The organism is Priestia sp. YIM B13486 (assembly GCF_042787865.1).
In the GTDB taxonomy this organism is placed as follows: Bacteria; Bacillota; Bacilli; order Bacillales; family Bacillaceae_H; genus Priestia; species Priestia megaterium.
The window spans coordinates 261,172-284,787 of sequence record NZ_JBHZOZ010000001.1 but is presented as its reverse complement, the minus strand read 5'-3'; the positions used below and the strand labels follow the sequence as shown (position 1 = coordinate 284,787).

Below are 23,616 nucleotides of genomic sequence, written 5' to 3'. Positions count from 1 at the left end.
CAACAACATGTCATCTGTAAATAAACCACAGATCGAACAAGCCGTGAGACTAATTTTAGAAGCAATTGGCGAAGATCCAAACCGTGAAGGATTATTAGATACACCAAAGCGAGTAGCTAAAATGTATGAGGAAGTCTTTTCCGGGTTGAATGAAGATCCAAAAGAACATTTTAAAACAGTTTTTGGAGAAGATCATGAAGAGCTAGTGCTTGTAAAAGATATTCCTTTTTACTCTATGTGTGAACATCACTTAGTTCCTTTTTATGGAAAAGCTCATGTTGCGTATATTCCAAAAGGCGGACGAGTGACCGGTTTAAGTAAGCTGGCAAGAGCAGTAGAAGCTGTTGCAAAACGTCCTCAGCTTCAGGAGAGAATTACATCTACAGTGGCGGATTCTATTGTAGAAACATTAGAGCCGCACGGGGTAATGGTAGTAGTGGAAGCAGAGCACATGTGTATGACCATGCGCGGCATTAAAAAGCCTGGAGCTATGACAATCACTTCTGCTGTACGCGGAGTGTTAGAACACGATGCAAGTTCTAGAGCTGAAGTTTTATCACTGATTAAATCATAATGTGGATGATGAAGGAGAAGAGAATATGACACAAAAAGGAACGCCGGAGTATATTGTCATTAAAGCGGTCGAAGATGGAGTTAACGTAATTGGCTTAACGCGAGGAGCAGATACGCGATTTCATCATTCAGAAAAACTAGATAAAGGCGAAGTAATGATTGCGCAGTTTACTGAGCATACATCCGCAATTAAAATTCGTGGCAAAGCCGTCATTCAGACTGTTCACGGAGAAATTGAATCCGATACGAAAAAATAAGCAGGGATTTTCCTGCTTTTATTTATATTTAAAATAAATGAATAAGAACAGGAAAAACATGGTGAAACTAAAAGCAATATCTTAAATTACTGTCTAAGAAATCCAGATGGTATGTAGATGAACGGTGTTCAAGCGGATGAGCAGCTAAATGATTTAAACCGTGAAAAAGCTTCAAAAGAATTTAAAGGATATTTTATAATGTAATTATGTTATAATTGACACTATCGATTTGGAGTTAAAAGAACTTTAAACAAATAGTGATGGAAAGGGAGACAAGGATGATGAGCGTAAAAACCATCTATGATATTGTGGCCAACATGAAAGAACAGCTTCATGTTGAATTAAGTCATCCATATGTAAAAAAATATATTCATCATCCGCGTATTGATGAAAATAGATTACTGTACATGTGTTCGTTCTTAGATACTCTCTCAATGGAAGAAGAAAAAAAGAACAGCTCTGTGCTATCTGTGATGCTCGTTCAAACCGCACTTGATACCCACGATCTAGTCTCCACTCAAAATGTTAGCGGAAATGAAGGAAAGCTGCATGAGCGGCAGCTGGTAGTTTTGGCCGGAGATTATTACAGCGGCCTGTACTATTACTATTTAGCTCAAAGCAACCAGCTGAATTTAATGAAAGTTATAGCATCTGCTATTAAAGAAATTAATATCGCTAAGATACACATTTATAACAATCGCTCTACTAATCCACACGACGTTATGAATAGTTTTTTAGCAGCAGAATCATCGTTTGTAAGATGCTTATGTGACTATTTTGAACGTGAAGAGTGGAAAGAACTTTTAAAACATGCAGCGTATTTGAACGGGATATTAAAGCAATTAAAGTCGTTACAGCATAAAGAGCCTACTCTCTTGCTAAACTATTGCAAACAAATTGGTATGAATCAAGAACAAATAAAAGAATACCTTTATTCGTATACTCAACAGTCTGTAAACATTGTTAGAGGATACTTACGAAGTGAATTTGTGATGAATGAGTTTTTAAGAGAGCACTTAGATGAACTTACATCTAGCTTAGAAGTGCTGAAAAATGTCGTAGGAGAAGGATAGAGATATGCAGCAATCAAAAGAACAGCGTGTCCATGGCGTATTTGAAAAAATATACAAAAATTATGATCAAATGAATTCTGTTATTAGTTTTCAGCGTCATAAGGCATGGCGTAAAGATACGATGAAGCGAATGAATGTTCAAAAAGGAACAAAAGCTTTAGATGTTTGTTGCGGAACTGCGGATTGGACGCTAGCTATGGCTGAAGCAGTTGGAGAAACAGGAGAGGCAGTTGGCCTGGATTTTAGTCAAAATATGCTAAAGATTGGTGAAGAGAAAGTAAAAAACTCACCTTTTTCAAATATTACCTTACTACATGGCAATGCAATGGAACTTCCTTTTGAAGATAATTCATTTGACTATGTAACGATTGGATTCGGACTGCGCAACGTGCCCGATTACCTTCAAGTGTTAAAGGAAATGCAGCGCGTCGTGAAACCTGGCGGAAAAGTGGTTTGCCTTGAAACGTCTCAGCCCACGATGATCGGCTACCGACAAATGTACTTGCTTTACTTTAAGTATATTATGCCTGCGCTTGGAAAGATGGTCGCTAAAAGCTATGATGAATATTCATGGCTTCAAGAGTCAGCAAGGGACTTTCCAGGTCAAAAGCAATTGGCTGATATGTTCCGTGAAGCCGGTTTGACAGATGTTGAAGTGAAATCTTACACAGGTGGAGTAGCAGCGATGCATCTAGGGTACAAACGATAAAAGAGAAAAAGCTTGTCCTACAGGTGCAACAGCCTGTAGGATAAGGAGTAAAGAATGAATATATAATGCAAGGTGAGTCCAATGAAACTAAAAATGATGTACGCTTTTTTGAATACGGATATTACCCTTATTGAGAAAGAACTTGAACAAACTGTTCATACCGATGAAACACTTATCACAGATGCTTCTCTTCACCTTTTACAAGCAGGGGGGAAACGAATTCGCCCTGTATTTGTTTTGTTGGCAGCTAAATTTGGGCATTACAACATCGACCAAATCAAACACGTGGCAGTAGCGCTTGAGCTGATTCACATGGCGTCTCTTGTTCATGATGATGTTATTGATGACGCTGATAAGCGACGCGGAAAACCAACGATTAAGGCAAAATGGGACAATCGTATTGCTATGTATACAGGGGATTACATCTTTGCTCGTGCGCTTGAAGTTATGAGTGAGGTTAAAGATGTGGAAGCACATAAAATTTTATCTAATACGATGGTGGAATTAACGCTCGGTGAAATTGAACAGATTAAGGACAAATACAACCTAAACCAAAACTTACGCGTGTATCTGCGTAGAATTAAACGTAAAACGGCACTGCTAATTGCTGCAAGCTGTCAGTTAGGTGCAATTGCAGCGGAAGCTCCTGAAGATATACATAAACGTTTATTTTGGTTTGGATATTACGTTGGAATGTCATTTCAAATTACCGATGACATTTTAGATTTTATCTCATCAGAAGAACAGCTTGGGAAACCAGTTGGCAGCGACTTACTGCAAGGAAATATTACGCTGCCAGTTTTGTATGCCATTGAAAATGCTGAGTTTCGAGATAAAGTAGAACAGCTTTTCGAGAGGGAATATGAGCAAGAGCTGATCAATGAAATTATTTCTGATATTAAATCTTCTAACGCCATTGAACGTTCATTTGAGATGAGCGATCGTTATCTGCAAAAAGCGATGAGCATTTTAGAAGAACTGCCGCCAAACAAGGCGAAAAAAACGCTGCATCAAATTGCGAAGTACATTGGAAAACGGAAATTTTGATTTATTTACTTTCATAAGTTGTAAACTGCTCGAAACAATGTTAATATCTTCATGAGGTGTGATTGCGCTTTCAAAACTTGTTTACATATCATGAACTTCAGGGGTGGAGAGTAAAATGATACAAAAAACGTTTTTAATGGTCAAACCAGACGGGGTACAAAGAAGCATTATTGGTGAGGTTATTTCTCGCTTTGAGAAAAAAGGTTTTCAATTAGTCGGAGCTAAGCTTATGCATATTTCGCAGGAATTAGCTGAAACACACTACGGTGAACATAAAGAGAAACCTTTCTTCGGTGAGTTAGTGAAATTTATCACATCAGGTCCAGTTTTTGCTATGGTATGGGAAGGTGAAAACGTGATTTCAGTATCACGTCAAATGGTGGGGAAAACTAACCCTCAAGAAGCGCTTCCTGGAACTATTCGAGGTGATTATGGACTGATTGTCGATAAGAATATTATTCACGGCTCAGATTCACCAGAAAGTGCGGAGCGTGAAATCAGCTTATTCTTTGAAAGTGAAGAGCTGACTTTCTATAAAAAAGACGCAGACGCTTGGATTTACTAATTTAAATAGCGCAAGGAGACGAATGATTTTTCATTCGTCTTTTTTATTGTGTTTATACATAGGTTCTAGGCTATTGATTGCGAATATCTCTCTACATAAACATTTTCACAATGTATTCCGATATATTAATAAGAAGCTAAGCGTATATAAAGGTTTTATTTCCTTATACGTCTAACATAAACGTATAGAAATGAGAAAGGAGAGTTAAAAATGATAGATGAATACAACGCGTTTGTGGAGAAAATAAAAATAAAAACAGGCATTGATTTATCACTATATAAGCAGTCTCAAATGAAACGCCGCCTCACCTCCTTGTATGAAAAAAAAGGTTTTTCTAGTTTTTTTGAATATTATCGAGCAATGAGCAGTAACAGCGAACTGCTTGAGGAGTTTTTAGATCGGATGACGATTAACGTGTCAGAGTTTTATCGTAACTATCAGCGGTGGGATATATTGGAGCAAAAAATTTTACCGGCTCTTGTAAAAGGAAAAACAGACCTGAAAGTGTGGAGCGCTGCCTGTTCAACAGGGGAAGAGCCATATACACTAGCGATGGTTTTATCAACATTTTTTCCTCTTTCGCGTATTTCTATATTAGCGACTGATTTGGATGAAAAAGTGATAGAAAAAGCAAAAATAGGCTTTTATGATGAACGTTCACTTCAGGAGATGCCTGTTTCGATGAAAAATAAGTACTTTCAACAAAGAGGAACCGGGTACTTATTAGATGAAAAAATCAAAAAAACAGTTGTTTTTCAGAAACATAACTTACTGTCAGACTCTTTTCCAAAAAACGTTGACTTGATTGTTTGTCGAAATGTGCTTATTTATTTTACAGATGAAGCAAAGCATGCTTTATATGAAAAATTTAGCAGAGCTTTAGCACCTGGCGGCATCTTATTTGTAGGTAGCACAGAACAGGTTTTTACTCCGCAAAAGTATGGATTTGAAACGGCTGATACGTTTTTTTACAGAAAAGTAAAGACCATTTAATTGAGACAACCTGAAGCGGTTTCTTAAAAGCTGAGGTGAAACTTTTTGTACATTCTTATGTTATAGTATGGTATAGTCATATTTAAAAATGGAAAAATTCTGACGAATAATACATATTAAGCGGAGGTACGATTATGCGATATTTAACAGCAGGAGAATCACATGGTCCACAATTGACTACTATTTTAGAGGGTGTTCCGGCAGGGCTTCCTTTAACAGCCGAAGACATCAATACAGATTTAGCGCGAAGACAAAAAGGTCATGGTCGCGGAAGACGTATGCAAATTGAAAAAGATCAAGCGGAAATTTTAAGCGGTGTCCGCCACGGCTATACGCTAGGATCTCCTATTACGTTAGCGGTAGAAAATAACGACTGGAAACACTGGACAAAAATTATGGGCATCGAGCCAATTTCTGAAGAAGAATCAGAAGAAGTAAAGCGCAAAATCTCAAGACCAAGACCAGGGCATGCCGATTTAAACGGCGCTATTAAATATGGTCATCGCGATATGAGAAATGTATTAGAACGTTCTTCAGCTCGCGAAACAACTGTAAGGGTAGCAGCAGGTGCAGTCGCTCGTCAAATCCTTGCTCAGTTCGGGATTTCTGTAGCTGGACATGTATTAGAAATTGGCGGCGTACAGGCAAATCCGCCTCAATACAAAAGCTTAGAGGAACTGCAAGAAGTCACTGAAGCTTCTCCAGTAAGATGTTTTGACTCAGCTGTTGAGAAGGACATGATGCAAGCAATCGATGATGCTAAGAAAAATGGCGATTCTATCGGAGGCGTAGTAGAAGTTATTATTGAAGGCGTGCCAGCAGGAGTAGGCAGCTATGTTCATTACGATCGTAAATTAGATGCGAAGATTGCTGCAGCTGTTATGAGCATTAATGCATTTAAAGGCGTTGAGTTTGGGATTGGATTTGAAGCGGCTCGCAGACCAGGAAGCGAAGTTCATGACGAAATTCTATGGGATGAAAAGAACGGGTATACCCGTAAAACAAACAACTTAGGCGGCTTTGAAGGCGGCATGACAACAGGTATGCCAATTGTAGTACGCGGAGTAATGAAGCCTATTCCAACGCTTTACAAGCCGTTAAAAAGTGTTGATATTGAAACAAAAGAAGCCTTCGAGGCAAGCATCGAACGTTCAGACAGCTGCGCTGTGCCGGCGGCAAGCGTTGTAGCAGAAGCCGTTGTAGCTTGGGAATTGGCTGATGCGCTAATCGAACAGTTTGGACAAGACCGAATTGATTTAATTGCTGAAAATATTGAGAAAATGCGTGCACATGCGAGGGAGTTTTAATGTTGCAAATTGATATTCAAACTTTATCTAAAACATACCCTCTTTATTTAGGAAATGGATTAATTGAAAAGCTGCCTTCTATTATCGAGAGTGTAAAACCTAATCTGTCGTCCGTGTTAATCATCACCGATTCAGCTGTAGATTCATATTATGGAGAAGCGGCTGTAAAAGCGATTGAGACAAAATTTAAAGTGGCTAAATACGTAGTGCCAAGCGGTGAACATGCAAAGTCATTTCAACATTACTACGATTGTCAGACATTTGCGCTCGAACAGCAGCTTGACCGCAATACGCTCGTTATTGCTTTTGGGGGAGGAGTAGTAGGCGATTTAGCTGGATTTGTAGCCGCTACTTATATGAGAGGAATTTCTTTTATTCAAGTGCCAACGACGCTTCTTGCTCACGATAGTGCTGTAGGCGGTAAAGTAGCCATTAATCATGAGCTTGGAAAAAATATGATTGGTGCTTTTTATCAGCCTGAAGCGGTTGTTTATGATATTGATCTTCTTAAAACGCTTCCCGAAAGAGAATGGCGTTCCGGTTTTGCAGAAGTGATTAAACACGCTTTTATTCACGATGAAGCATTTTATAAATGGCTTCAGCAAAATATACAATCGCTGACTGATTTACAAGATGAAAAATTAATTTATGCTATTCAAAACGGTATTTTAGTCAAAGCATCTGTTGTAAAAGAAGATGAGACAGAAGCTGGCGTTCGCGCTCACCTGAACTTTGGACATACGCTAGGGCATGCGATCGAAGCGGAGTGCGGCTATGGACAAATCAGTCACGGAGAAGGCGTAGCGATTGGTATGCTGTTTGCTATGAAAGTCAGCAATGTTCTTGAAAAAAGTCAGTTCTCTGTGGACGACATTGCGAAATGGTTTGAAAAATTTGGCTACAAGACGTCTGTCCCAAAGCATCTTTCAGCTGAAAAACTGCTCGTAAGAATGAAAGCGGACAAGAAGTCTAAATCAAGCAATGTTCACATGGTACTGCTTGAAGGCATAGGCAAACCTTTTGTTCAACAAGTAGAAGATGAAGTGATTCTTAAACTGCTGAATGAAGAGCTTAAAGCTTAGTTTCGTCTAAAGCCAAGTAGATAGTAGTTGACAAATGGATTTGAAACGTACTACAATTGGTAACAAGTTAGTTTAGAGATTTTAGTTATGAGAAAACAATAGACAGTTTAGTTGAGATTAGGGTAGACGAGAATGAGACAGTTGAGCAGAGTTTAGTTGAGTGAATTTTACCATTCGTATACCCAAAGGCCCATTTTTGATGTGTCTTTGGGTTTATTTATTATATCCTCTTTTATATAACCTCATCTATTCTCATTCTCCATGAAATGGAGGATTGAAAGATATGACGAACACGTATACTTCTTTTTTAGAAGACTCTACAGAGTATTTAACCATTCCAATTATAAAAAAAATATTTATCGATAGCATGACACCTGTTGATCTTTTTCAACAAGTAAAAGATGAAGCCGTATATTTGCTTGAAAGTAATGATGAATCATCACCATGGTCCAATTATTCTTTTATTGGCTTAAATCCATTTTTGTATGTTGAGGAAGAAAAAGGAACCTATCTAGCAAAAAATAAGCAGCTTCAGCCTATGCTGCAAGGAGATAGCTTTAAAGAGGTGTTTTGTAAAATTCAGCAAGAGCTGAAAGTGAAAGTACCAGACCTTGCACTTCCTTTTAAAGGAGGAGCAGTAGGGTTTATCAGCTACGACGCAGTATCGCAAATTGAAAAAGTGAACGTACATGCCCAAAATGATTTGAACATGCCTACTTTTCACTTTATCTATTGTCAAACGATGCTTGCTTACAATCATCAAACAAAAGAGCTTATGGTGATTCACTACATTCAGCTTAATGAGCAAGACAAAGAGCAGCAGAAAAAAGAAAAATACGGTGAAGCTTTAGCAGAGATCAATAGATATGTTGAAAGAATAGCGCAGACGGTGAAAGAAAAGCCAATGATGTTTGAAAGCGAGCAGCGCGAAGTTAGCTTTGAAGGCGTAACATCGTCATACCAAAAAGATAAATTTGTGCAAGATGTGGAAAAAATTAAGGAATACATTAAAAGCGGAGATGTTTTTCAAGCCGTATTGTCGCAGAGATTTCAAATTGATACGACCGTAGCTGGATTTGATATTTACAGAGTATTGCGATTAGTTAATCCGTCCCCTTATTTATTTTACGTGAAAGTAAAAGGCGTGGAGCTAATTGGAAGTTCTCCTGAGCGGTTGATTCAAATTGAAAACGGCCATTTAGAAATTCATCCGATTGCAGGAACGAGAAGACGTGGCAGGGATGCAGAAGAAGATGCGCGCTTATACGAAGACTTAATTAACGATGAAAAAGAGCGGGCAGAACACTATATGCTCGTGGACTTAGCAAGAAATGACATCGGCCGAGTTGCACAGTATGGAAGTGTCCAAACACCAGTATTAATGCAGCAGGTTAACTTTTCGCACGTCATGCACTTGATTTCTAAAGTGACAGGGCGCCTTGACGAAAAAGTACATCCCATTGATGCGCTGCTTTCTGCATTTCCAGCGGGTACCGTATCTGGCGCTCCAAAAGTGCGAGCGATGCAAATCTTAAATGAAATTGAACCAGTTGCGCGAAATGTATATGCAGGAACCGTAGCATATCTCGGATTTGATGGAAACATTGATTCGTGCATTGCGATTCGGACCATTCTTTTGAAAGACCAGACCGCTTATATCCAGGCTGGAGCAGGAGTGGTTGCTGACTCAAAACCGGAGCTTGAGTGGAAAGAAACCCGCAATAAAGCTAGCGCTTTAATCAAAACAATTCAATTAGCCCAAGACATCTACGATAAAAAGGAGGATGTATATGTTTAAAGAATTGTTAAAAAAGTGTTTGCGCGGTGAGTCACTTTCAGCGGAAGAAGCAGAAAAAATTATGAATGATATTATGAACGGTAAAGTCCCGGCAGCTCAAATTGCTAGCGTGCTAACCATCTTAACGTATCGAGGAGAAACCGTCGATGAAATTGTTGGTTTTGTCCGAGGTATGAAAAATAATATGAATGCTATTTCTCTAGAAGAATTAAACGTAGTAGATACATGCGGTACCGGAGGAGACGGGGCCTCTACGTTTAATATCTCAACGGCTAGTGCGATTGTGGCATCTGCTGCGGGAGTAAAGGTTGCGAAACATGGGAACCGAGCCGTATCTTCTAAAAGCGGAAGTGCCGACGTGTTAGAACATCTGGATATATGGATTCAAGGAAATGAAAAAGAAGTGAAAAATGCGGTGGCTGACCTCAATATGTCCTTTTTATTTGCGCCGCTTTATCACCCTGCTATGAAACATGTTGCTGCTACTCGAAAGGAATTAGGATTTAGAACGGTTTTTAATGCATTAGGTCCATTAGCAAACCCTACTAACTGCACAAAGCAAGTAATTGGCGTTTATTCCATTGAGCTTGCACGAAAATTAGCAGAAGCGCTTGTTGTACTGGGAGCTAACCACGTCCTTCTGGTTGCGGGCAGAGACGGTTTAGATGAAATCAGTGCCACGGATGTAACGGATGTTGTAGAAGTACAGGGCAATGTCATTACAGAATATGCGCTTGCACCAGAGGATGTACACTTACAGAGAGGGAAGCTTGAAGACTTAGTGGTAGAAGATGCGAAATCGAGTGCCGAGCTTATTGAATCGCTATTTTTAAATAAAAGCAATGTAACTGCTAAAAACGCAGTCGTATTAAACTCTGCTGCAGCTATTTACGTTAGCGGAAATGTTTCTACTTTTGAAGAAGGAGTAGCTGTAGCTTTAGAAACAATTGAATCAGGTGCTGCATACACACAATTACAACGATTGAAATCGAAAAAGGTGGTTGAACATGCTCAATAAAATTATTGAAACAAAAAAAGAAGAAATTCAAAACCTACAGTTACCCGAACAGCAAAATGTTGCAAAACGATCATTTTTAGACGCTTTATCAAATCCGAATCGAGAGCTGGCTCTTATTGCAGAAGTGAAAAAAGCTTCTCCTTCCAAAGGATTAATAAAAGAGAATTTTCAGCCTGTGGAAATTGCTAAAGCCTACGAGAAAGGGAAAGCAGATGCTTTGTCTGTGTTAACAGATCAGCACTATTTTCAAGGGAATCGAACGTTTTTAAGTGACATTAAACAGCATGTCTCTATCCCTGTGCTTCGCAAGGATTTCATCATTGATTCCATTCAAGTGGAAGAAAGTGCAAGAATCGGTGCTGACGCTATTTTACTCATTGGAGAAGCACTTGAACCATTAAAATTGCAAGAGCTTTATCTTCAAGCTGCTGAAAAAGAGTTAGATTGTTTAGTAGAAGTGCATTCTCTAGAAACGCTTGAAAAGCTGCTAGCTGTATTTACCCCGAAGATTATTGGCATTAATAATCGAAATCTTCACACGTTTGAAACCAGCGTGCAGCAGACCAAAGAAATCGCCAAGCATGTTCCGAAAAATCAGCTGTTAGTGAGTGAAAGCGGAATTTACTTATACGATGATGTTTCCTACGTAAAAGAAGCGGGAGCAAAAGCTATTTTAGTAGGGGAATCGCTTATGAGGCAGGATAATCAAACCAAAGCGATTGAAAAGCTGTTTGGGGAAAGTGAATATGCTCATTAAGTACTGTGGTATTCGATCAAAACAAGATATAGCTTTAATTGAAAAGTCGGCTGCTACTCACATTGGCTTTATTTTCTATCCTAGAAGTAAACGATATGTAAAGCCTGAACGAGTAAATGAGTTTGTAACGGATGAAATAAAAAAACAAGTCTCGCTAGTAGGGGTATTTGTTAATACACCGGTAGATCAAATAATTGAAATTGCCTCCGTAACAAATTTAGGCGTAATTCAGTGCCACGGGCAAGAAACAGCTGCGGACGTACGTCGGTTAAAGCAGCGTGGATATGAAGTGTGGAAAGCGCTCCCTCACAATAAAGAAACGGTGCAGCAAATGCATGTATATGAAGAGGCTGACGGGTATGTAATTGATAGCAAGGTTAAAGAACAATTTGGAGGAACGGGCGTCGCTTTTGATTGGAGTTTCGTTCCTCAGTATGAATCAGCTGCCCAAAGGTTAGGTAAAAAATGCTTTATTGCTGGAGGAATCAATGCTTGTAACATTGAGAACTTGTTACCCTACAAGCCTGAGGCGATTGATATTTCTGGCGGTATTGAAACAAATGGAACGAAGGACTATACAAAAATTATAGAGATTGAAAGGAAGATCATACTATGACATACAATCATCCTGATGAATTTGGCCGCTTTGGTGAATTTGGCGGAAAATACGTACCTGAAACATTAATGAAGCCACTTGAAGAAGTAGAAGCAGCTTTGAATCAAGCAATGAAAGATCCGGCATTTAAAGATGAGTATCTATCCTTACTTGTTAACTACTCTGGGCGACCAACAGCTTTAACATATGCTGATAATATTACCGAAACGCTCGGCGGGGCAAAAATTTATTTAAAACGTGAAGACTTAAATCATACGGGTGCTCACAAAATCAATAATGCCATTGGACAGATTTTACTTGCTAAACGTATGGGAAAAACAAAAATTATTGCTGAAACAGGAGCGGGTCAGCATGGGGTAGCCACAGCTACAGTAGCTGCAAAGTTCGGAATGGAATGTAAAGTATTCATGGGAGAAGAAGATATTGAACGTCAGGCATTGAACGTCTTTCGCATGAAGCTTCTAGGAGCGGAAGTCATTCCTGCAACTTCTGGAACAAAAACGCTAAAAGATGCAACAAATGAAGCGATTCGCTATTGGGTTCAACATTGTGAAGATCATTTTTACTTAATTGGTTCGGCTATTGGACCGCACCCTTATCCTAAAATGGTTCGAGATTTCCAAAAAATTATTGGAGAAGAAGCAAAAGAACAGTTTACAGCGGTAGAAGGCAAACTTCCGAATGCTGTCGTGGCATGCGTCGGAGGCGGCAGTAATGCAATCGGAATGTTTTATGATTTTATTAAAGAAGAAAATGTACGCTTGATCGGCGTAGAAGCAGGAGGGAAAGGACTAAATACAGCCCTCCATGCTGCTAAAATGGCTAAAGGCACAAAAGGTGTTATTCACGGAACGCTCACGTATTTACTTCAAGATGAAAATGGTCAGATTACAGAGCCTTATTCTATTTCAGCAGGTTTGGATTATCCAGGTATCGGTCCAGAGCATTCTCACCTTTCATCTATTGGCCGAGTAGAATATGAAAGTGTAACGGATGATGAGTCAATCGAAGCTCTTCAGCTGCTGGCGAAAACAGAGGGAATCATCCCGGCTATTGAGTCCGCCCATGCGCTGGCAAAAGCATTTGAACTGGCTAAAAGCATGACGAAAGAAGAAACCATTTTAATTTGCTTGTCAGGTCGAGGAGATAAGGACGTTCATACATTAGTAAACTTGCTAGAAGGGAAGGAAGAAGAACATGAATACGTTTGAAGCGAGACTACCTAAACATGAAACATTGTTTATTCCATTTATTACAGCAGGAGATCCTCATGAAGATGCAACGGTGGAAATTGCTTTGTCTTTGCAAAAGCAAGGTGCTTCTATTTTAGAACTGGGCGTACCATATTCTGACCCTTTAGCAGATGGTCCAATTATTCAAGAGGCATCTAAAAGAGCTTTATCTGGCGGCATGTCTATTTCAAAAGCCATTAAGCTTGTATCGGTGATGAGAAAAAAAGGTGTGAAAATACCGGTAATTCTCTTTACCTATTTTAATCCTGTGTTACAATTAGGTTTAGAATCCTTTTTCGCGTTAATGCGAGAAAATGAAATAGATGGAGTGCTAATTCCGGATTTACCGTACGAAGAGAGTGGCCGTATCCGAGAGCTTGCCGCTGAAAATGAAGTTGCGTACATTTCAATGGTTGCTCCTACATCTAAAGAGCGTATCCAAAAAATCGCTGCAGATGCAACAGGCTTCTTATACTGCGTGTCGTCTTTAGGCGTTACTGGGGTTCGCTCTACGTTGCCAGCTGATATTGGCACCTTTTTAGAAGATGTGAAAGCAGCAGCTTCTATACCGGTTGCCGTCGGTTTTGGGATTTCAACAAGTGAACAAGTAGAGGTGTTAAAGGAACATAGCGACGGCATTGTAATTGGAAGTGCAATTGTTAATAAAATTGGCCAGCTTGAACAAGTTCTTTTAAATAAGGATACACGCCGGGACGGATTAAATCAAATTGAGGAGTATGTTGCATCCATCGTTTCGCCTATACAAAAATGCGAGGTGTAACACGTTGAAGGTAAAAGAACAATTACTAACTTTATCTCCATATAAACCAGGTAAGCCAATTGAAGAAGTAAAGCGTGAATTTAATTTAGATCGCGTTGTAAAATTAGCATCTAATGAAAATCCTTACGGCAGTTCTGCTTTAGTAAAAGAGGCGATTGCTGCAGAAATCGAAAATATGGCGCTTTATCCAGACGGCTATGCAGCTGAACTACGTGCAGCAGTAGCAAAGCACGTAGGCGTAGAGCAAGATCAGCTGATTTTTGGAAATGGGTCTGATGAAGTCATTCAAATTATTTGCCGAGCTTTGCTATCGGCTGATACAAATACTGTCATGCCGACGCCGTCATTTCCTCAATATAAGCACAATGCCGTAATTGAAGGTGCAGAAATTCGTGAAGTACCGCTGCGCGGCGGAGATCATGATTTAGATGCTATGCTTCGTGCAATTGATGAAAATACGACAATTGTGTGGGTATGCAGTCCTAATAACCCAACGGGAACGTATGTGAAGGGCGATGAGTTAATTTCTTTTATGAAACAAGTTCCTAAGCATACATTAATCGTTATGGATGAAGCCTATTTTGAGTATGCAGCAGATCAAGCCGACTATCCGGATACGGTAGAGTTTTTGAATGAATACGAAAACTTAATTGTACTTCGCACATTTTCAAAAGCATACGGCTTAGCTTCTTTGCGCATTGGTTACGGTATTGCAAACGAATCATTGCTACAAAAAATTGAGCCGGCTCGTGAACCTTTTAATACAAGCCGCATGGCTCAAAAAGCAGCAATTGTTGCTCTTGAAGACCAAGCGTTCATTGAAGAGTGTAAAAAGAAAAATGAAGAAGGTTTGCAGCAATACTATGCTTTCTGTAATAAGAATGGCTTAAACTATTATCCGTCTTTCACTAATTTTGTTCTAATCGATTTTGGTCGTCAAGGCGATGAAGTGTTTCAATTTTTATTGCAACGCGGATTTATTGTTCGTTCAGGGAATGCATTAGGCTTCCCAACTTCCGTTCGTATTACAGTGGGAACAAAAGAACAAAATGAACAAATTATTGAATTGCTTCAGCAGTTTGTTAACCAAGCAGCAGCGAAAGCTTAATACCTAATATAGTAAAAGATGAGAGTGTGATTTCACACTCTCATCTTCATATGTACAATGAGGTGAAGGAAAGTGAAAGAAAATGTTTTTGTTATAGGTTTGGGGTTAATTGGAGGATCGCTGGCACTTAATATAAAAAAGACGCATCATCATCTTGATGTAATAGGTTTTGACATTAATCAAGAGCAGCTGGAGCTTGCCAAAACCCTAGGTGTAATTGACCAAGCGGCTTCTTCTTTACAACAAGGCGCGGAGCAAGCGGATTATATTGTTATTGCCATTCCGGTCACTCAAGCAGCGGAAGTGCTAAAACAGTTAGAACATTTTACGCTTAAACAGTCTGTTATCGTCACAGACGTAGGAAGTACAAAAGAAGAGGTCGTGAAAACAGCGGAAGCTCTTATTGCTAAAGGTATTGAGTTTATCGGCGGTCACCCAATGGCGGGGTCTCATAAAAGCGGAGTAGCTGCTTCTAAAGCTCATTTGTTTGAAAATGCAATGTATGTATTAACACCTTCATCTTCTACTTCTTCGGAGGCTTTAGGCAGTTTAAAGGAATTGCTAAGTGGTACAAAAGCCAAAATTATTGTGATGTCACCAAAAGAACATGATAAATTAGCGGGTGTCATCAGCCATTTTCCTCATATTATTGCTGCAAGCCTTGTTCATCAAGCAGAATATTACCAACAAGACAACCAGCTAGTTTCGCAGCTTGCAGCTGGAGGGTTTCGTGATATTACACGTATTGCTTCAAGCAGTCCAGCGATGTGGAGAGATATCTTGCTTCATAACCAGGATGCGCTTCTTTCAATGTTTGACCACTGGCTTGAAGAAATGAACGACGTGCGAAATATGATCGAACGAAAAGACGCGAACGATATCTATACATATTTTTCACAAGCAAAACAATTTAGAGATCAGCTTCCTGTACGAACCAAAGGAGCGATTCCATCCTTTTATGATCTCTATGTGGATGTTCCTGACTATCCGGGGATTATTTCAGAAGTAACGGGTTATTTAGCAGAAGATGAAATCAGTATTACAAACATTCGAATTTTAGAAACACGAGAAGACATATACGGAGTATTACGTTTGAGCTTTCAAACAGAGGAAGATAGAAAGCGGGCAAGAGCGTGTCTCCATCAGCATCAATATCAGACGTTTATTTCTTAATGTACGAAAGGTGTGAATGAAATGAGTGGAAAACAATTAAAAACTAATCTTTCATCTCTCCAAGGAGAAATTTCTATTCCTGGAGATAAATCGATTTCTCACAGAGCTGTGATGTTCGGAGCGATGGCAGAAGGGAAAACAACGATTAATCATTTTTTAGCGGGGGAAGATTGCTTAAGTACGATTTCGTGTTTTGAAAAGATGGGCGTATCGATTAAAAGAGAAGACGAGTATGTCGAAGTGGAAGGTAAAGGTATCGAAGGGTTAAGTGAACCTGCTTCCATCTTAGATGTAGGAAATTCAGGAACGACTACTCGTTTAATGCTTGGGATTCTTGCAGGTGTGCCATTTCATACGTCTCTAATTGGAGATGAGTCGATTGCCAAGCGTCCTATGAGTCGCGTTACGGTGCCCCTGCGCTCTATGGGTGCAAAGATTGATGGGCGTGAGCACGGCCAATATACGCCTTTATCCACTCGAGGAGGAGCTTTAAAAGCAATTCATTACCATTCTCCTGTAGCAAGTGCACAAGTAAAATCAGCGATTTTACTTGCGGGACTTCATGCGGAAGGCACAACAAAAGTAACCGAGCCTTTTACATCACGGGACCATACAGAGCGTATGCTTCGCGCCTTTGGAGTAGACGTAGAGGTAGATGGAACGACTGTAAGCATTGAAGGAGGACAATCTCTGCGCGGAACGGATGTATACGTACCTGGTGACATTTCTTCAGCTGCGTTCTTTCTTGTTGCAGGAGCCATTGTTCCAAACAGCCGAATCGTTTTGAAAAACGTCGGACTCAATCCTACAAGAACAGGTATTATTGATGTGCTTCAGCAAATGGGTGCACGCCTTACAATTTCTAATGAACGTATTCAAAATGGAGAGCCTATTGGCGATTTGACGATTGAAACGTCTCAGTTGAAAGGGATTGAAATTGGGGGGGATTTAATTCCTCGTTTAATTGATGAAATTCCAGTGATCGCTCTTTTGGCGACTCAGGCGAATGGGAAAACAGTTATTAAAGATGCCGAAGAATTAAAAGTAAAAGAAACGAACCGTATCGATACGGTTGCAACGGAGTTAAGCAAGCTAGGTGCCTCTGTTACTCCAACAGCTGATGGCCTCATCATTGAAGGCAAGACGGCTCTAAAAAGCGGTGAAGTAGACAGCTATGGAGATCATCGAATTGGAATGATGCTTGCGGTCGCAGCAGCCATTGCAACGGGAGAGGTAACACTAATGAGAAGTGAAGCTATTCACGTCTCCTATCCTACTTTCTTTGAAGATCTTGATAAACTAAGCGAATAAGAAAGAGGCTGGAACAAGCGCATTTTGGTTGAAGGAAAATCCGAACGATGAATTGATATTCTTGATAGAGAATCAAACTCGTTCGGATTTTTATTCGAAAAATGTAAGCGCGTTCAAATTGATTTGTTGAACAAACGCTCAAACTATTTTATCATGGTGTATAGAAGCATGTGTTCTTGCTTCGGTTTGGAAAAAATAGAAAATTAATTCGTTTTATTTGTATATAAAAAGTGAATGTAATAATAAAGGAGAATTGTGTGTGAAAGAACTAGACCGCGCGATAGGTTACGTAGAATCCAATGAAATTGAAAAAGGTCTTGCCCTTATTCATGAATTGAAAGATAAAGCTACAGACGAAGAAAAATTTTTAATGGCTGAACAGCTTCAAGAGTGGGGACTAGTAAATGATGCGCTGCCTTTAATAGACGAGCTCATCGCTAAATACCCAGAAGAAGGCGAGCTGTATTTATTAAAAGCTGAAATGCTTATCGATTTAGAAGAAGAAGAAGAAGCGATTCATATTTTAAATCAAATTAGCAGCGAAGATGATAACTACGTGCCAGCTCTGCTTCTTGTAGCTGACTTATATCAAATGCAAGGCCTTAGTGAAGTAAGTGAGCAAAAGTTAATGGAAGCGAAAAAAATGCTTCCAAATGAGCCGGTTATAGATTTTGGGCTCGGTGAATTTTACAGCAGTCAAGGAATTTATCAAAAGGCGATTCCTTTTTATCAAACGCTGCTAAAAACAGAAAAAGAATTTAACGGCACGGATCTTCGTCAGCGATTAGCTGAAAGTTTAGCAGGTATCGGCCAGTTTGAAGAAGCGCTTCCTTACTTTGATCAAGCGCTAAAAGATAAGCTTGAGATTAACACACTATTTGAATATGCGATTTCAGCGTATCAAGCAGGTCATTATCAGACCGCTATTGAAAAGTTCACAGAACTAAAAGAGCTAGACCGTGAGTACCATTCTCTTTATTTATATTTAGCAAAATCATATGAACATGAAGAGATGCTAGAAGAGGCTGCGGTGGCTGTTAACGAAGGTATTGCGCAGGATGAATTTCAAAAAGAACTTTACTTTTTTAAGGGGAAGATAGCATTAAAGCGCGGTCTAGAAGAAGACGCTGAATCGGCATTTCAACAAGCGATTGCACTAGATCCAGGGTATATTGAAGCCATTTTAACTCTCTCTAAACTTTATATGAGTCAAGAGAGATATGAAGATGTAGTAGAGAATATAGAGCACGCCAAAGAATATAATGAGCATGACCCTCATTTTGAATGGGATTTAGCAAAAGCTCACCAAGAATTAGAAAATTATGAAGAAGCGCTAAAATACTACGAATCTGCATATACTGTTTTTAAAGAAGAGTATGCGTTTTTAGAAGAGTATGGCTACTTCTTATTAGAAGAAGGACAGCGCTCGAAAGCGAAGGGGATTTTCCAAGCCTTATTAGCAATGGATCCAACAGTAGATGAAATTCAAGACATATTATTTCAATTAGAAGAATAAATAATAGTTCAGAGGATTTTATTGCTGCCGTGTGGAATAAATAACTGTAAAAGGTGTTTTAACTGAGAGTTTAAACACAGAGGAGGGAAGTGAGAATATGACGACCCCTGTTACTGTCAACGAGAAAAAAGAATTTGTTCGCTGGTTTTTAACGAATTATCAGCTGAAGCGAAGAGAATGTGTATGGATTTTAAATTATTTGATGAGCCATGATCAATTGATGAAACGAGTTCACTTCGTTGAGCAAGCACAGTTTTGTCCTCGCGGGATGGTGATGTCCACGCACTGTGTGGAAGACCCTCCATTTCGTTTTTATAAAGAAAATATCATGACAACCGATGCAGAAAAATCATTTCATGATATTCGTTTGAATCGAGAAGAAGACATTTATATTCAATTAAACTTCCGATCGTTGTATTCATCGCCTCAATATGTGGCTGTACTGGAAGACAATCCGTATATGCCAAAAGCTAATCATACAAATGAAAAAGACAGAGTATTAGCTGAGCAAATATTGGAAGAATCTATTCAGAAGTTTCAGCGATCAAAAATCATGGAACTAATTGATAAAGCATTAGATGAAAACGATAAAGAGGAATTTCAGCGCTTAAGCGAATATTTAAATAACCATTATGTACAGTAGATAACTGAGGGATTGGCTAGCTTCTTAGAAAAAGGTCAATCTCTTTTTTTATCTCCTTATTCATTTTGGAAAATAAATAAGACAAGCTTTAGCGGGCTTGCTGAGAGGAGAAGGAAGTTGAAGCTTCAGGCCAAGGAAATGGATGTGTACTTACAATCCAAAAGTTATGTTGATACTGTATTGGTTCCACTCATTCCGATTGATTTCGGAGAAGATTTAAAGCTTACTGCATCTATGAGTGAATATACGACTGCTCTTACTGAAGAGTTAGAGAGGCAATTTAAAGGAAGAGTGATTTTAACACCTAGTTTTACATACTTAAAAAAAGATGGAGTAGCTGCTGTTTATGAAACATTACTTCGTTGGAATGAGCATATAAATGACAATGAAGTCAAACATCTTTTTGTGCTTACTAGCGACCGAGACTGGCTGCAGTTTGAAAAAGAAATAGGGGCGTACTGCATTTGGATACCTGCTTTACCGCTTGAGCATATAGATGAGTCGCATAAGTATACGCTCATACATGAACAAGTTCAACAGCTCTTACCGATTTTTGTAGAGAAATGGAGTGTTTAAAAAGACTGTAGAATAAGCAATGGAAGCGCAAACAAAATAATAACAAAAAATTTAGAAAAATAAAGGTTATTTCCATGTTTTAGGTTTTTATTGTATTGACCTTCCAGAAATATTAATATATCATGATTATGTCCTAGTTTAATAGAATGGTCCATCATGTGTCCAAAATTCTCTGGACTGAACTTTTTTAAAGGGGGGAAAAGCATGGGTGATCGGGTATCAAGACGACAGTTTTTAAACTATACGCTCACTGGTGTAGGGGGATTCATGGCTGCTGGAATGTTAATGCCAATGGTGCGCTTTGCAGTAGATCCAATTTTAGAAAAAGAAGCGGGTCAGGATTTAGTAGCTGTGGCGCAGGTTAAAGACATTACAAAAGAGCCGAAACGTGTCGATTTTAAAATCAAGCAAGTGGATGCGTGGCATAAATCAGAAGAGCCAAGATCGGCTTGGGTGTACAAAACTGATAAAGGTGAAATCGTCGCGCTGTCACCAATTTGTAAGCATTTAGGCTGTACGGTTAACTGGGCTGGTGACAAAAACTATCCACACCGTTTCTACTGTCCTTGTCATGGGGGAATGTATGAAAAAAGCGGTAAAAATGTACCGGGGACACCACCGATGGGACCGTTAGATGTATACGTTCAAAAAGTAAAAGGCGGTACGTTATATCTAGGAAAAGCCAAACCACAAGGAGGGGCATAGAAAATGTTGAATAAAATCTATGACTGGGTGGATGAACGGCTAGATATTACTCCTTTATGGCGAGATGTGGCCGATCATGAAGTGCCAGAGCACGTAAATCCTGCACATCACTTTTCAGCATTTGTGTATTGTTTTGGTGGATTAACGTTTTTTGTTACCGTTATTCAAATTTTATCAGGCATGTTTTTAACCATGTATTATGTACCAGATATAAAAAATGCATGGGAATCCGTTTATTATCTGCAAAATGAAGTCGCTTTCGGACAAATTGTTCGAGGTATGCATCACTGGGGAGCAAGTTTGGTTATCGTCATGATGTTTTTACATACACTTCGTGTTTTCTTCCAAGGAGCATACAAAAAACCCCGCGAGTTAAACTGGATTGTGGGTGTGTTAATTTTCTTTGTTATGTTAGGTTTAGGTTTTACAGGTTATTTGTTGCCGTGGGATATGAAAGCGCTCTTTGCAACGAAAGTAGGTTTGCAAATTGCTGAATCCACACCAATTATAGGCCAGCAAGTGAAGACATTACTCTCAGGACATCCAGACATCGTTGGTGCTCAAACACTAACTCGCTTTTTCGCCATTCACGTATTCTTTTTACCCGGAGCCCTACTTGGCTTAATGGGTGCCCACTTCTTAATGATTCGTAAACAAGGAATTTCAGGACCACTATAAAATTTTATACGCTTTATTCAAGTATTCAATCACACTAGTCATCATATGCATCAAGCACATACTCCGTTGTTAGTACTTTCACTAGAACAGTGAGAAAAAGGAGGGAGAACATGCATCGTGGTAAAGGGATGAAGTTTGTTGGAGATTCACGTGTTCCTGCAGAACGAAAACCCAATATTCCAAAAGATTACTCTGAATTTCCAGGGAAAACAGAAGCATTCTGGCCAAACTTTTTACTAAAAGAATGGATGGTAGGGGCAGTTTTTTTAATCGGTTATCTATGTTTAACCATCGCTCATCCATCTCCTCTTGAACGTATTGCCGATCCGACTGATACGGGGTACTTGCCTCTTCCTGACTGGTATTTTTTGTTCCTATATCAGTTGCTTAAATATTCATTTGCTTCTGGTCCATATAATATTATAGGTGCATTTATTATTCCAGGGATTGCATTTGGCGCATTAATGCTTGCTCCGTTCATTGATCGAGGACCAGAAAGAAGACCAGCTAAGAGGCCGTTTGCAACAGGATTCATGCTTTTGGCTATAGCAGCAGTCTATTTCCTAACGTGGCAGTCAGCGACACAGGTGGATTGGAAAGCGCGTGAAGAGCAAGGGAAAATTAGAGAAGAAGTAGCGATTGACAAAAATTCAGAAGGCTACAAAATCATGCAAGAGCAAACGTGCTTGACCTGTCATGGTGATAACTTACAGGGAGGCCCTGCGGCTCCGGCTTTAACAGGAATTGATTTATCTCCTGAAGAAATCGCCAATATTGCAAAAAATGGTAGAGGCAATATGCCAAAAGGTGTTTTCAAAGGTTCAGATAAAGAATTGAAAACGCTCTCGGAGTTTGTCGGCAACTTAGGAAAAGAATAGTGAAAACCAGCCAAAGGGCTGGTTTTTTTGAATTTATTTAATGTAGTGTTTCACATCAAGGAGATAGGTGCTTGCTATTGTTCAAAAACTGTACATAATAAAGAAGAGATTAAATGTAAAGGAGACTTTCTAAATGGCTTGGTTATGGTATACCTTAAAAGATAAGCGTTTTTTAACGCTTTTGCTGATTGTGAATATACTAGGAACAATATATGGATATATTTGGTATGGGAGTCAATTAGCGGAAACGCCTAAGAAGTTTTTATTATTTGTGCCTGATAGTCCAACGGCAAGCTTGTTTTTTGTTATTGTACTTATCGGTCTTTTACTTGGAAAGCATTTTTCACTGTTTGAAGCTTTGGCCATGATCACGCTGTTTAAATACGGGATTTGGGCCGTCGTAATGAATGTATTGGTCTATGTGTTAACAGGATACATTGATTGGATGATGCTTATGTTAATGGCTTCTCATGCAGCAATGGCTTTTCAAGGGCTTTTATACGTGCCGTTTTACCGGATTAAATTATGGCATTTAGCTGTTGCCGCTGTATGGGCCGTACATAATGATATCATTGATTACGTTTTTTCTATGATGCCAAGATACAGCATGCTCAATGCGTATATGTCTGAAATTGGTTATTTTACATTTTGGCTAAGCATTTTATCTATTTTCATTACATACTGGTTCACAGTTCGTGCTTCTTCAAAAAAACAGCTATAAAAATTTTTTTGAAATAGGTGCACGAAACGAGCTCTCTTTTTCTAAGATATAGTAGGCTATATTTAAGTATGAGGTGAGTGACTGTGAAGGAAACCAAACGAGAGCTTCATCCGTCCGTTGTGGAATTTAAACAATTTGTAAAATCACATCCAAAATTAGTAGAACAGGTTCGAAAGCAGCAAAAAACGTGGAAAGAGCTTTATGAAGATTGGTATTTATTCGGTGCAGAAGATCCAATGTGGGAGGCATATCGTTCAGAAGAAAGTGCAAAGGCTGAACCAGCTGCTGCAACAGAGGAGAAAAAAGATATTATGGGTACAATTGTATCCTCGCTGAAAAACATGGACTTGAATCAAATGCAAAATCATATCACAAATGTAAATTCAGCTATTTCGAATATTCAACAAGTACTGCAGCAATTTCAACCATCTAAGCCATCCGGTGGAGGAGGAGCTTCCGGGCCAGGGAATCCATTTGGCTTTAGGAAAGATTAAACGCA

General features: G+C 39.2%; 26 protein-coding genes. All 26 read left to right on the top strand.

What is annotated here, in order from left to right:
- Nucleotides 1-7: 7 nt before the first annotated feature.
- The 26 genes from folE to ylbD all read left to right on the top strand — a co-directional run bounded on the left by folE (nucleotide 8) and on the right by ylbD (nucleotide 23,611).
- Nucleotides 8-574: a GTP cyclohydrolase I FolE gene (folE, locus tag ACFX4G_RS01380; protein WP_013059015.1), complete on the top strand. Its 567-nt coding sequence runs from the start codon at nucleotides 8-10 to the stop codon at nucleotides 572-574.
- Nucleotides 575-599: 25 nt separating this feature from the next.
- Nucleotides 600-830: a trp RNA-binding attenuation protein MtrB gene (gene mtrB / locus ACFX4G_RS01375; protein WP_013059014.1), complete on the top strand. Its 231-nt coding sequence runs from the start codon at nucleotides 600-602 to the stop codon at nucleotides 828-830.
- Nucleotides 831-1,111: 281 nt separating this feature from the next.
- The gene (locus tag ACFX4G_RS01370) at nucleotides 1,112-1,903 is read left to right on the top strand and encodes a heptaprenyl diphosphate synthase component 1 (protein WP_244856518.1); all 792 of its coding nucleotides are present in this window, start codon (nucleotides 1,112-1,114) and stop codon (nucleotides 1,901-1,903) included.
- A 4-nt stretch (nucleotides 1,904-1,907) separates the two neighbouring features.
- Entirely contained in the window at nucleotides 1,908-2,612 is a 705-nt protein-coding gene (locus ACFX4G_RS01365) for a demethylmenaquinone methyltransferase (protein ID WP_013059012.1), read from the top strand.
- Between the two features lie 81 nt (nucleotides 2,613-2,693).
- Nucleotides 2,694-3,659, top strand: a complete 966-nt coding sequence (gene hepT, locus ACFX4G_RS01360) for a heptaprenyl diphosphate synthase component II (protein ID WP_377572666.1) — start codon at nucleotides 2,694-2,696, stop codon at nucleotides 3,657-3,659.
- A 115-nt stretch (nucleotides 3,660-3,774) separates the two neighbouring features.
- Nucleotides 3,775-4,224 carry a nucleoside-diphosphate kinase gene (ndk, locus tag ACFX4G_RS01355; protein WP_013059010.1) on the top strand — a complete coding sequence of 150 codons (450 nt, stop codon included), beginning with the start codon at nucleotides 3,775-3,777 and terminating at the stop codon, nucleotides 4,222-4,224.
- A gap of 210 nt (nucleotides 4,225-4,434) precedes the next feature.
- Nucleotides 4,435-5,217: a CheR family methyltransferase gene (locus ACFX4G_RS01350; RefSeq protein WP_377572664.1), complete on the top strand. Its 783-nt coding sequence runs from the start codon at nucleotides 4,435-4,437 to the stop codon at nucleotides 5,215-5,217.
- A 134-nt stretch (nucleotides 5,218-5,351) separates the two neighbouring features.
- On the top strand, nucleotides 5,352-6,524 hold the full coding sequence (gene aroC / locus ACFX4G_RS01345) for a chorismate synthase (RefSeq protein ID WP_013059008.1): 1,173 nt from the start codon (nucleotides 5,352-5,354) through the stop codon (nucleotides 6,522-6,524).
- The gene (gene aroB / locus ACFX4G_RS01340) at nucleotides 6,524-7,606 is read left to right on the top strand and encodes a 3-dehydroquinate synthase (protein ID WP_377572662.1); all 1,083 of its coding nucleotides are present in this window, start codon (nucleotides 6,524-6,526) and stop codon (nucleotides 7,604-7,606) included. Before aroC ends, aroB begins: the two co-directional genes overlap by 1 nt.
- 283 nt (nucleotides 7,607-7,889) lie before the next feature.
- Nucleotides 7,890-9,404 (top strand): anthranilate synthase component I, encoded by a 1,515-nt coding sequence (trpE, locus tag ACFX4G_RS01335; protein WP_043976388.1) that lies wholly within the window; start codon nucleotides 7,890-7,892, stop codon nucleotides 9,402-9,404.
- Complete coding sequence (gene trpD / locus ACFX4G_RS01330) at nucleotides 9,397-10,422, top strand: anthranilate phosphoribosyltransferase (protein ID WP_377572660.1); 1,026 nt, start codon at nucleotides 9,397-9,399, stop codon at nucleotides 10,420-10,422. Before trpE ends, trpD begins: the two co-directional genes overlap by 8 nt.
- Nucleotides 10,412-11,179, top strand: coding sequence for an indole-3-glycerol phosphate synthase TrpC (trpC, locus tag ACFX4G_RS01325; protein ID WP_013084885.1), 768 nt, complete (start codon nucleotides 10,412-10,414; stop codon nucleotides 11,177-11,179). Before trpD ends, trpC begins: the two co-directional genes overlap by 11 nt.
- On the top strand, nucleotides 11,169-11,795 hold the full coding sequence (locus ACFX4G_RS01320; protein WP_377572658.1) for a phosphoribosylanthranilate isomerase: 627 nt from the start codon (nucleotides 11,169-11,171) through the stop codon (nucleotides 11,793-11,795). Before trpC ends, ACFX4G_RS01320 begins: the two co-directional genes overlap by 11 nt.
- Nucleotides 11,792-13,006 (top strand): tryptophan synthase subunit beta, encoded by a 1,215-nt coding sequence (gene trpB / locus ACFX4G_RS01315; protein WP_013059002.1) that lies wholly within the window; start codon nucleotides 11,792-11,794, stop codon nucleotides 13,004-13,006. Before ACFX4G_RS01320 ends, trpB begins: the two co-directional genes overlap by 4 nt.
- The gene (gene trpA / locus ACFX4G_RS01310; RefSeq protein ID WP_013084883.1) at nucleotides 12,993-13,808 is read left to right on the top strand and encodes a tryptophan synthase subunit alpha; all 816 of its coding nucleotides are present in this window, start codon (nucleotides 12,993-12,995) and stop codon (nucleotides 13,806-13,808) included. The genes trpB and trpA overlap by 14 nt, the downstream gene beginning before the upstream one ends.
- A 4-nt stretch (nucleotides 13,809-13,812) precedes the next feature.
- Complete coding sequence (hisC, locus tag ACFX4G_RS01305; RefSeq protein WP_377572656.1) at nucleotides 13,813-14,916, top strand: histidinol-phosphate transaminase; 1,104 nt, start codon at nucleotides 13,813-13,815, stop codon at nucleotides 14,914-14,916.
- Nucleotides 14,917-14,988: 72 nt separating this feature from the next.
- On the top strand, nucleotides 14,989-16,089 hold the full coding sequence (locus ACFX4G_RS01300; RefSeq protein ID WP_043976398.1) for a prephenate dehydrogenase: 1,101 nt from the start codon (nucleotides 14,989-14,991) through the stop codon (nucleotides 16,087-16,089).
- A gap of 21 nt (nucleotides 16,090-16,110) precedes the next feature.
- A complete protein-coding gene (aroA, locus tag ACFX4G_RS01295) occupies nucleotides 16,111-17,400 on the top strand; it encodes a 3-phosphoshikimate 1-carboxyvinyltransferase (protein ID WP_043976400.1) in 1,290 nt (429 codons plus the stop codon).
- 253 nt (nucleotides 17,401-17,653) lie between these two features.
- Nucleotides 17,654-18,916: a tetratricopeptide repeat protein gene (locus tag ACFX4G_RS01290; protein ID WP_272911060.1), complete on the top strand. Its 1,263-nt coding sequence runs from the start codon at nucleotides 17,654-17,656 to the stop codon at nucleotides 18,914-18,916.
- A gap of 97 nt (nucleotides 18,917-19,013) precedes the next feature.
- Nucleotides 19,014-19,559, top strand: a complete 546-nt coding sequence (locus ACFX4G_RS01285; protein ID WP_377572654.1) for a ReoY family proteolytic degradation factor — start codon at nucleotides 19,014-19,016, stop codon at nucleotides 19,557-19,559.
- A 117-nt stretch (nucleotides 19,560-19,676) separates the two neighbouring features.
- Nucleotides 19,677-20,135, top strand: coding sequence for a YpiF family protein (locus ACFX4G_RS01280; protein WP_025750392.1), 459 nt, complete (start codon nucleotides 19,677-19,679; stop codon nucleotides 20,133-20,135).
- 204 nt (nucleotides 20,136-20,339) lie between these two features.
- The gene (locus tag ACFX4G_RS01275; protein ID WP_013058993.1) at nucleotides 20,340-20,840 is read left to right on the top strand and encodes a QcrA and Rieske domain-containing protein; all 501 of its coding nucleotides are present in this window, start codon (nucleotides 20,340-20,342) and stop codon (nucleotides 20,838-20,840) included.
- 3 nt (nucleotides 20,841-20,843) lie between these two features.
- Entirely contained in the window at nucleotides 20,844-21,518 is a 675-nt protein-coding gene (gene qcrB, locus ACFX4G_RS01270; protein ID WP_013058992.1) for a menaquinol-cytochrome c reductase cytochrome b subunit, read from the top strand.
- Between the two features lie 110 nt (nucleotides 21,519-21,628).
- Nucleotides 21,629-22,396 (top strand): menaquinol-cytochrome c reductase cytochrome b/c subunit, encoded by a 768-nt coding sequence (locus tag ACFX4G_RS01265; RefSeq protein ID WP_025750391.1) that lies wholly within the window; start codon nucleotides 21,629-21,631, stop codon nucleotides 22,394-22,396.
- 133 nt (nucleotides 22,397-22,529) lie between these two features.
- Nucleotides 22,530-23,117, top strand: a complete 588-nt coding sequence (gene lhaT / locus ACFX4G_RS01260) for a lipoprotein heptaprenylglyceryl N-acetyltransferase LhaT (protein WP_013084876.1) — start codon at nucleotides 22,530-22,532, stop codon at nucleotides 23,115-23,117.
- Nucleotides 23,118-23,200: 83 nt separating this feature from the next.
- Nucleotides 23,201-23,611, top strand: a complete 411-nt coding sequence (ylbD, locus tag ACFX4G_RS01255; RefSeq protein ID WP_377572651.1) for a YlbD family protein — start codon at nucleotides 23,201-23,203, stop codon at nucleotides 23,609-23,611.
- Nucleotides 23,612-23,616: the final 5 nt, after the last annotated feature.